Here is a 9,125-nt window from a genome sequence, read left to right as displayed (position 1 = left end):
CTATCTCCTTTACGGAGATAATCATAAACCGGACAAATTACTTGTTACAATTCCGGACAGTATACTTGTTACTAACACCTTAAGCTATTTCCCTTGATTTTTAGCGAATTTCGTATAAAATAAATTATTTGGTGGCTTTATATTTTTCTTCAAAAATACCCCCCGGTTTCGGATAATATGCAAAAAAGAATATTTATTACGCAAAACATGCTCGATAAACTTTCGGCAGACGGCAAAATAGACCTGAAGGGCAACAGGCTTTCCATCCTTTCGGAAAAAAAACCGAGTTACAATCTTACCCCTGCAGTCAAGTTTATCGCCATCGAGTCAGGCGACAATGATCCTTTCAAACTGCTCGGGAAAATAGTCCCTTCCAATATCCTGAAAGATAAAGGGGTGGAAGTCTATATGGATTCTGCCATTTACAAGGATGAAGCCTACAAGGTGGAGCAGGGATTTGCCGGCGCCGTCATTGAAGAAGAGTCACCCGGGGAGGCTGCGCCTGAGCCTGTCAAGGAAATCAAAACAGAAGAAGTCCCTAAAACCGACGATGAACTTCTGGCAGAATTCTTCCTGAAAAATATTTAGCCCTGGAAAGCGCTTTTTTCAAAGGGACCGCTGCGCCTGCCCGCTATTTTGCCCTCCCTTGAAATTGCATAAGATTAACTAAGCATGACTCTATATTAAGGCCTTACAAGAAGGGTTTTCTAATTTATGGCCATTACCGAAGGGAAGTCCATTATGCCTGATTTAGTAAATGACAGCCCCAAAACGGCAGACATTGACTATAAAGAGGGCATGTGCTATAAGTTAGCAATCAAATAAGCGAAGTGGAGGAGAGGAATTTGAAATTTATAAACAGTAAAGCAACCAGGCTGGCAATTACCATCGCCATGTACGCATTAATTGCCGCCGGCTGCAAGGAAAATGGCATTGAAGAGTCAAAAAAAGAAGAAACGCAACCGGCGCCGGTTACGGAAAGCAAGGTAACAATGCCGGGCCAGCAGAAGGAAGATGCCTTTGCAAAGCTTCCTGATGTGGTAGCCACTGTCAACGGCGCTGAAATATCCAGGTCAGACCTGCAAAAGATACATTCCATGCTGGCCACCCAGGTAAAAATGTCCAGCAGGGCAGTGAGTCCCGAAGAGATAATGGACATGGCGCTTACGGAACTGATCAACATGCAGGTTCTCAAGCAGGAAAGCGAACGTCAGAAAATCAGTCCTTCCCCTGAAGATATTAAAAAAGAACTCGGTAATATAAAGGCTAATTTCCCTGATGAAGAGGCTTTCAAAAAAGCTATCTCCGAAAAAAACCTGACTGTCGAAGAAATAGAAAAGAGTGTTACGCAACAGCTAGCCGTTCAAACAATTATTAAAAAGGAAGTGGAAGAAAAAATCTCTGTCTCCGACAGTGAAATTAAAAAGTTTTACCAGGACAACCCCGACTATTTTAAAACAGACGAATCGGTAAAAGCTTCCCATATCCTCGTTAAAGTTGATGAAAAGGCGGAAGAAAGCGCTGTTGCAGAAGCAAAAAAGAAAATCGAAGACATCCTGGCCAGAGTCAAAAAGGGTGAAGATTTTGCTGAAGCGGCAAAAAAATCATCAGAAGGCCCTTCGGGACCCAATGGCGGTGACCTTGGATACTTTACCCGCGGTAAAATGGTCAAACCTTTCGACGAGACTGCATTTAAGCTTAAAAAAGGCGAAATCAGTGATATTATCAGGACACAATTCGGCTTTCATATTATCAAGGTAGTCGACAAAAAAGAGGCCGGCCAGACCCCTATGGCCGACGTTAAGGAAAAGATAGAATCCTTCCTTAAGAAAAGCCAGGGGGAAAAACTCTTTAACGATTACGTTGAAAAACTTCGTACTGCCGCTGCCATTGAAAGAAGGTTCTAGCCAGCGGGAGAAACAGGTGAAAAGTTATTGTTACAGGGGCATGTCCAGGCATGCCCCTGTTTTAGATTTGGATTGACAGGGTTAATAGATGAAATACGGTGAAAAAGATATTAAAGAGGCAAGGCTTGAACCCTGGGAAAACCCTTATACGGACAGGGATTATAACATAGAGATATGCTTCCCTGAATTTACCTGTCTTTGTCCGAGATCCGGTTATCCTGACTTTGCAACGATAAGACTCAACTATGTTCCCGATAAATACGTTGTCGAGCTGAAAAGTCTGAAAATGTACCTCAATTCCTACAGGGACCGGGGGATCTCTCATGAAGAAGTTACCAACAAGATATTTGATGACCTGAAAGAAGCTCTCAAACCCCGCAAGATGGAAGTCGTCGGTGACTTTAACGTAAGGGGAAACGTCAAAACCGTCATTAAAGTAAGTCTGTAAAAAGAATAAAGGGGCAACCATCCGGTTCTTCCCATGAAACTCGCATCCATAGATATAGGCACTAATACACTGCGTCTTCTCATCGGGCAGGTCGACGGCAACGGCCATATCCATGACGCTGTCCTGAAAAGAGAAATTACCCGTCTCGGCGGAGGCTTCCATGGAAAAAAACTTCACTCCGACGCAAAGAAAAGGACCCTTGCGGCCCTTAAAGGTTTTGCTCTAACCCTGGCAGAGCAGGGCATAAAAAATGTCAATGCATCGGCAACAAGTGTCATCAGGGAAGCTGAAGACGGTCATCTTTTCATTGATGAAATCAAGGTCAAAACCGGCATTCATGCAGAAGTCATCAGCGGCAGCAGGGAAGCGGCCCTCACCCTTGAGGGCGTTCTTTCCGCTCTCCATGGCAGGGAGAGGACAGCCCTCATTTTCGACATCGGAGGAGGCAGCACTGAATACATCATTGCAGAGAAGGCCAGGGTAAAAGGGCTCAAGAGCCTCAATATGGGTGTCGTGTCCATGACGGAAAAGTATCTTGCATCAGACCCTCCTTCTCAAAAGGACATCGAAAAAATATCTTCTGTCGTTGAGGGATTTCTGGCCGAACTGAAAAAGGAACTCCCCCAACTCCCTGTCATTGAAAAAGCCCATGAGCCCCTTCTTGTCGGCACAGCAGGAACGATTACCACCCTTGCTGCTCTCCATCAGGATCTCAAGGTTTACGACTCCGGAAAAATCAATAACTATGTTCTCACAAAGCAGGCCATTGAGGCACTTTTCCAGCGTCTTTGCAGAATGACTCATTCCGGGCGTGCTTCCATAGAGGCCCTTGAAGAAGGAAGGGCCGACCTTATCATCGCCGGCACAATAATCGTACTGAAAACAATGGAAGAATTCCGTTTTAATGAAATGACCATCAGTGACTACGGCCTCCTTGAAGGCCTCCTCATCGACCTTTCACGCAGGAAAGGCGCTATCCCTTGAATCTTATAAGGCTGCAAAAAATCCTTGCCCGGGCCGGCGTGGCTTCCAGGCGGGAAGCGGAAAAAATCATCCTGTCGGGAAAAGTAAAGGTCAATGGAAAAACCGTTACCGAGCTCGGCACAAAAGCAGACCCCGAAAAGGACCTTATCCAGGTAGAGGGCCGCAAGCTCTCTTTCGCAGAGAAGAAAGTCTACTACCTCCTCAACAAACCGACAGGCTATGTGACAACCATGAAGGACCCCCGTGGCAGAAAAACCGTTGCGGACCTCCTTTCCTCGATTGAAGTAAGGGTCTATCCTGTGGGAAGACTCGATTACGACACATCAGGACTTCTTATCATCACCAACGATGGTGAAACGGCAAATAACCTGACACATCCCAAAAAGGAAGTAGATAAGCGCTACGAGGCAAAGGTTAAGGGCATACCATCACAGGAAGCTTTGTCGAAACTTGAAAAGGGTATCATGCTGGAAGACGGAATGACAGCCCCTGCCAGAACCCGCCTTCTTAAAAAAGAGGGGACGAGAGCATGGGTTGAAATTATTATCCATGAAGGGAGAAACAGGCAGGTGCGCCGCATGTTTGAGGCCATTGGGCACAGGGTAATAAAACTTAAAAGGGTCAGCCTGGGACCTTTAAAGCTCGGCAGCCTGGCGCCGGGGAAAATTCGTCCCCTTACGGCAAAGGAGAGGGAAAGCCTTAAAGCGCTCATTTAACGGCATGTTGAAAAAGGTTTATAATAAAATGTTTGAGGCCTATGGCCCCCAGCACTGGTGGCCGGGAGACAGCCCCTTCGAAATCATTATGGGCGCAATACTGACTCAAAACACAAACTGGACTAATGTTGAAAAAGCTATTTCAAACCTGAAAGAAGCAGGCCTTTTAAATCCCCGGGGGCTAAACCATATCGATAAGGACCAACTGGCAGAACTTATTCGTCCTTCAGGTTATTTTAATATAAAGGCTAAACGTCTCAAGGCCTTTATGGCCTTTCTCTTCCGTCACTTCAAGGGTGATCTTGACGCCATGTTTTCCCTTAATCTGACAGAGATACGCAAGGCTTTGCTGGAAGTAAAGGGAATCGGACCGGAAACAGCCGATTCCATTTTGCTCTATGCCGGGAATTACCCTGCCTTTGTTGTAGACGCCTATACAAAAAGGATCTTTTCGCGCCTGGCTATCCTCCATGAGGAGCATACCTATCACCAGATACAGGACTATTTTATGGCCCATCTCGAAGAAGATGTTCAGCTTTACAACGAATACCACGCCCTCATTGTCCGCCACGGAAAGGAGCATTGCAAAACAAAACCGCTTTGCAAGGAATGCCCGCTGCTGGATATCCCCTGCCCTATGGGGCAAGGGATGTAAACGCTTTAAAGGCTGATCTCCCGCAAAGATCGTAAAGATTCACGCCCTTTCTGCTAACAGATGGGGGGAATCAACCGTCCTTCCCGATCAATCGTTGAGAATGGGCCTGGACCACCTCCCCCTCTCTCTTGAGAATACCCATTATGTCTCCAAAACCGATATAATCCTTCACAACACCATAAACAGGGACAAGAGCATCATCAAAAAGTATGGAGACTTCGCCTGTTTTCGACTTAAACAGATCTCTTGGAACTTTTACTCTGGCGCTGAACATATTTTCATCAAATTTATTGCCAAAAAGGTCCCTGCTTTTGATGGCGTCTTCCTTTGTCGTAAAGCTAACTTCAATCGTTGAGACACCGTCACTGGGCAATGAACGGACGGTAAACTGCCTGCCCCGCCTGATCGGCCCGTAATAACCAAGCCTTACATTGTAAAAAGCCGACAAAATATCTTCATAGATGACGCCCTCGGGAATAAGCTCTTTTACATCCTCTATTTTTTTTCCCTTTTTGTACTCCTCACGGCGCAACACCCGCCTGTTGTAATCCGTCCAGGTATAGGTTTTTTCCTCATTGCTGCCGACTTTAACATGCCTTTCGAAAAAATCGACACGCAACTGCCTTGAATCAGGTAAATATGACATGTGAGAAATATAGCTATGCTTCCTGTAAAAGGTAAGAAAACCGATAAACCCCTTTGTTTCCGCTTCAAGAATAGCCTTAAAGCCCGGCCCCTCTCTTGAAAAATTCAGCTTTCCAACCGCTGCCTTGCTAAACCAGAGAAAGTTGATATCGTAATTAACGTTCTCTTTAAGAAAGAAATCGATATTTTTTAATGCAACTTCACCCGCTTCCCCGCCAGGAGGGGCTAAAGGCGCCCCGAAGAATTGAGAGCCCGAAGGGAAAGACAGACGGGGCCTAAGGAGCCATCCTGCAAAAAGCGCCATCTGGACTATAAATTTTCTTCTGCTCAGTTTCATCATAGGCACCCATTTAATTTTACCTTAATAAGGAACTAAAATCTTGTTCATTTGCCTTTTATTAGACAAAGTAATACAAATTTAGTGCCAAAACAGTTAAAAAAGAAGAGTTCCGAAGGTTTTGCACGGAAGAATAGCGAAAAAAACTTTACTCCCGGCAGCATAGCTATTGTCAATACCTGTGATTTAAAAAGAATTATTTTTACCGTAAATGTACATGGCCCTTTAGCGGGGGCTTCCCTGCCCTTTAAGTCTCATGGGCAAAAGTATTTTTATAATACTTTTTAAAAAGAATATGGTATAAATCTCTGAGGTTTTTACTGTCATCAATAAGGAGAGACTTAAGGGACGCATTAATTGAAAAACAAGCCTTTCAGGGCGGCAAAAAAACGAAATAGCGCGAGAGCCCTATTTTGAAGTAAAAGGCCCGGCTTTGACCCATCCAAACCAGGGTCCGGGCATCCCTATTGCCCTCTCAATCCCTATGGTCTCCCATGATTCAATATGACTAATCAAAGGGTACTCTCCCTGAATATTACATGCGGGCTTGCGCTGGTAAAGCGTTAAGCCGTACTTTTTATTTAGAGAGAACCGGAAAAAAGACTTTGACTTTTATCGCAACCCAACAAATGCTATAATCATCTGCCGAAAGCTCACGCTTTTATTTTAGAGGGCTGTAAATCCTCTGTTAACAAAGAGGAGAGGCCCCCGGGAAGTAAACTAATTGCAGCAAAAAGAATTTAACTTGAAAAAAAAGGGGAGAGTGCAATGCATGTCAAGCAGATAGTCACTTTGCTTTTATTTAGTATCTATTTTTTCTTTACTCAAACAGCCCTTGCCTCTGCGCCTAAATATATTGGTTCAAATGCTTGCAGTTGTCACAAAGCCCATGTATCGGACTGGAAATTAAGTACCCATGGGAGGGCCTTTGAAACGCTGAAACCGGGCGTCAAGAAAAGAGCTAAAATCAAGGCGGGACTTGATCCTCAGAAGGATTATACAAAAGAAGAGAGGTGTTTAAAATGCCATACAACAGGTTATAGAAAAAAAGGCGGCTTTATTGACATTAATAAGACCGCTGACAGGATTGGCGTGGGCTGTGAATCCTGCCATGGACCGGGCAGTGAATATCTTTCTCTCCATGAGAGCAGGCCCGGCAACTTCGACAGAAGCCAGGCAAAGTCATGGGGCCAGACTTACGGCTCCGAGAATCCCCAGGTCTGTACGGCTTGCCACAATAAAAAAAGACGTGGACTCGAAACTAATAAAGAGCAGGTCTATAAATTTCATTGGAAAAAATCGCTTAAAAAGAGAAAAACCTATCACCGGCAATTGTTTTTAAAAATGAAGGATTATTCTAGGCCGAACTTTTATCGTTTTTTATCATGAAAAAAAGAATTTCAGATCTTAGTTTAAGCACTAAATTTTTGGGTGCAATCGGTATTATCCTGATTATCCTCACCATATGGGATATAAGGTACAACGCCGAAAAGGAAAAAAGAATCAGCCATCAGGTAATTAAGGATTGGGCCTTTCTCTTTGCCGAAAACGTAAGGGTCTCTCTCAATGAACTCATGAAATCAAACAAAATGGAAATGCGCTTTCGCCTTTTTGAATCTATGTCTGAAGAATTGACGGGCCTTAAGGATGTGAGGGTCATCCGTGGCAATAGAACGAATGAAATATTTCATGAAATTAATGAAAAGGACATTATTCCCAAACTGGAAATAGACCTCAAATCTTATGGCAGGGAACTATCCTTACTGAAAGAGAAGTTAACCAATACAAGCGATAGTGAAGACCGTCTGGACCTGGAAGATGAAATCCTTTATGTCAAAGAAAATATTACCCTGACCCTTAGCGAGATAAACGAACTGAGACGCCTTAAGCCCATCGACATCAGAGAGCAGGCAAAAGACGCTGTTGATGAAGAAGTAATCAGGACGGGCCGGCCTATTTATCTCTTTGAAGGTGATAATGCCAGGGTATTAATACCCTATAAGGCAAGAAAAAAAGGGTGCACCGAACAACTCGGCTGTCATAAATACGCAAAGGAAGGCGATGTTTTGGGGGCCATAAACCTGGAATTCTCCGTTGAAACAATCAATAAGGAGATCAGGGAAAACAACATAAAAATGGCCGGTTTTTGGTTCATGAGACTTATCGTCTTCTTCACTATAATCAGCCTGCTTCTCTCTTTTATTATCACAAAAAACCTGCAAAACATACTTAAGACCTTCAAAAAGATTTCAGGCGGTGATCTTTCCGTGAGAGTTCCTGTAAAAAACAGGGATGAGATAGGAACTTTATCGGAAGGTTTCAATGGTATGGCCGCATCACTTGAAAGTACAAAAAAGGAGTTGGGCCAGCGCCTGCTGGAACTTTTCACTATCTACAATATCAGCAAAACAATGAATTCAACCCTTGAAATAGAAGCATTATTGGAGCAGCTCGTTAACAACATCAGTGAAAGCATGAAGATTGAGAAAATTCTCATCATGCTTGTCTCAGAGGATCGGGAGGAAATCTATGTAGCCTCTGCAATCGGCTTTGACACCGGCAAAGCCCTGGAATATAGAGAAAAGATAGGGCAGGGTCTTTACGGAAGGGCCATCTTGACGGGACGGAAGAAACTCATTGAAGATATAGGCGACGGCCCGTCTCCTCTCCCTGAAGAACTGTTAAGTGAAGAAATAAACTCTGTCCTCATTATTCCCTTCATGAGGCGAGGCGAGGTGCTGGGACTCATCTGCGGTTATAAAGACAAACCGGAAAAATTTAACGACTCGGATGTGCAACTCTTTAACAGTATTGCGGAACATGTCTGTGTCGCCATGGAAAACACCAGGCTTTTTGAAGAAATCAAAAAAATAGCCATTAAAGACGGTCTGACGGGTTTGTATAACAAACTCTTTTTCCATGAAAAACTTGAGATGGAGCAAGAAAGAGCGAAGAGGAACAAACAGAGTCTTTCCCTCCTTTTGATGGGCCTTGACAACCTTAAGGATTATAACGACACTAACGGCCAGGGGGCAGGTGACGACCTGCTAAAGGAGTTGTCAAGCTTTATAAAATCAAGCATAAGGAAAATCGATATCCCCTGTCGCTACGACGAGGAAGAACTGGCGCTTATCTTACCTGAAACCGGCAAGGAGGGCGCTCTTAAGCTTGCAGAGTCACTTGTTGAAAAAATTAACAACCACTCCTTTCAGCACAGGAAACTGCAAGCTCCTGGCTTTGTTTATGCCACCATAGGCGTCGCTTCACTCCCCGATGATGCAAAAACCCCCCATGACCTGATTAGAAAGGCAGACCAGGCGCTTTCCCGGGCGAAATCAGAGGGGAGCAACAGAATTATCCTTTGCGCTTAAATTATCCCGCCCCGGCCCTCTCCGGAGAGACAACCATGGCGTATAAACCGTTTATAACCGGC

9 protein-coding genes are annotated in these 9,125 nt (G+C 44.4%); 8 read left to right on the top strand and 1 reads right to left on the bottom strand.

The genetic code is table 11. The annotated features are described in order from the left end of the window. Positions 1-177 precede the first annotated feature (177 nt). The 6 genes from OEV42_14160 (at position 178) to OEV42_14135 (ending at position 4,710) form a co-directional block, all read left to right on the top strand. Positions 178-588, top strand: a complete 411-nt coding sequence (locus OEV42_14160; GenBank protein MDH3975419.1) for a hypothetical protein — start codon at positions 178-180, stop codon at positions 586-588. Between the two features lie 257 nt (positions 589-845). Next, positions 846-1,907, top strand: coding sequence for a peptidylprolyl isomerase (locus tag OEV42_14155; protein ID MDH3975418.1), 1,062 nt, complete (start codon positions 846-848; stop codon positions 1,905-1,907). 88 nt (positions 1,908-1,995) lie between these two features. Then, positions 1,996-2,355 (top strand): preQ(1) synthase, encoded by a 360-nt coding sequence (gene queF / locus OEV42_14150; protein MDH3975417.1) that lies wholly within the window; start codon positions 1,996-1,998, stop codon positions 2,353-2,355. 33 nt (positions 2,356-2,388) lie between these two features. Then, positions 2,389-3,339, top strand: coding sequence for a Ppx/GppA family phosphatase (locus tag OEV42_14145; protein MDH3975416.1), 951 nt, complete (start codon positions 2,389-2,391; stop codon positions 3,337-3,339). Then, positions 3,336-4,055, top strand: coding sequence for an rRNA pseudouridine synthase (locus OEV42_14140; protein MDH3975415.1), 720 nt, complete (start codon positions 3,336-3,338; stop codon positions 4,053-4,055). The genes OEV42_14145 and OEV42_14140 overlap by 4 nt, the downstream gene beginning before the upstream one ends. A gap of 4 nt (positions 4,056-4,059) precedes the next feature. After that, positions 4,060-4,710: an endonuclease III domain-containing protein gene (locus OEV42_14135; GenBank protein ID MDH3975414.1), complete on the top strand. Its 651-nt coding sequence runs from the start codon at positions 4,060-4,062 to the stop codon at positions 4,708-4,710. Positions 4,711-4,780: 70 nt separating this feature from the next. Here the strand turns inward: OEV42_14135 and OEV42_14130 are convergent, their stop codons facing one another. Then, positions 4,781-5,695, bottom strand: coding sequence for a DUF3108 domain-containing protein (locus OEV42_14130; GenBank protein MDH3975413.1), 915 nt, complete (start codon positions 5,693-5,695; stop codon positions 4,781-4,783). Between the two features lie 765 nt (positions 5,696-6,460). On the opposite strand from OEV42_14130, the gene OEV42_14125 reads away from it, so the two are divergent. Both OEV42_14125 and OEV42_14120 read left to right on the top strand, forming a co-directional pair. Beyond that, positions 6,461-7,081, top strand: a complete 621-nt coding sequence (locus OEV42_14125) for a cytochrome c family protein (protein MDH3975412.1) — start codon at positions 6,461-6,463, stop codon at positions 7,079-7,081. Further along, the gene (locus tag OEV42_14120) at positions 7,078-9,063 is read left to right on the top strand and encodes a diguanylate cyclase (protein MDH3975411.1); all 1,986 of its coding nucleotides are present in this window, start codon (positions 7,078-7,080) and stop codon (positions 9,061-9,063) included. The genes OEV42_14125 and OEV42_14120 overlap by 4 nt, the downstream gene beginning before the upstream one ends. Positions 9,064-9,125: the final 62 nt, after the last annotated feature.

The organism is Deltaproteobacteria bacterium (assembly GCA_029860075.1).
GTDB lineage: Bacteria > Desulfobacterota > JADFVX01 > JADFVX01 > JADFVX01 > JAOUBX01.
The sequence above is the reverse complement of the archived record's forward strand: the minus strand, read 5'-3'. Positions and strand labels throughout refer to the sequence as shown.

Excerpts from the sequence above, each read along its gene's own strand:
- OEV42_14125 (MDH3975412.1), top strand. The coding sequence starts at position 6,461 with ATGCATGTCAAGCAGATAGTCACTTTGCTTTTATTTAGTATCTATTTT.
- queF (MDH3975417.1), top strand. The coding sequence starts at position 1,996 with ATGAAATACGGTGAAAAAGATATTAAAGAGGCAAGGCTTGAACCCTGG.
- OEV42_14135 (MDH3975414.1), top strand. The coding sequence starts at position 4,060 with ATGTTGAAAAAGGTTTATAATAAAATGTTTGAGGCCTATGGCCCCCAG.
- OEV42_14145 (MDH3975416.1), top strand. The coding sequence starts at position 2,389 with ATGAAACTCGCATCCATAGATATAGGCACTAATACACTGCGTCTTCTC.
- OEV42_14120 (MDH3975411.1), top strand. The coding sequence starts at position 7,078 with ATGAAAAAAAGAATTTCAGATCTTAGTTTAAGCACTAAATTTTTGGGT.
- OEV42_14130 (MDH3975413.1), bottom strand. The coding sequence starts at position 5,695 with ATGATGAAACTGAGCAGAAGAAAATTTATAGTCCAGATGGCGCTTTTT.
- OEV42_14160 (MDH3975419.1), top strand. The coding sequence starts at position 178 with ATGCAAAAAAGAATATTTATTACGCAAAACATGCTCGATAAACTTTCG.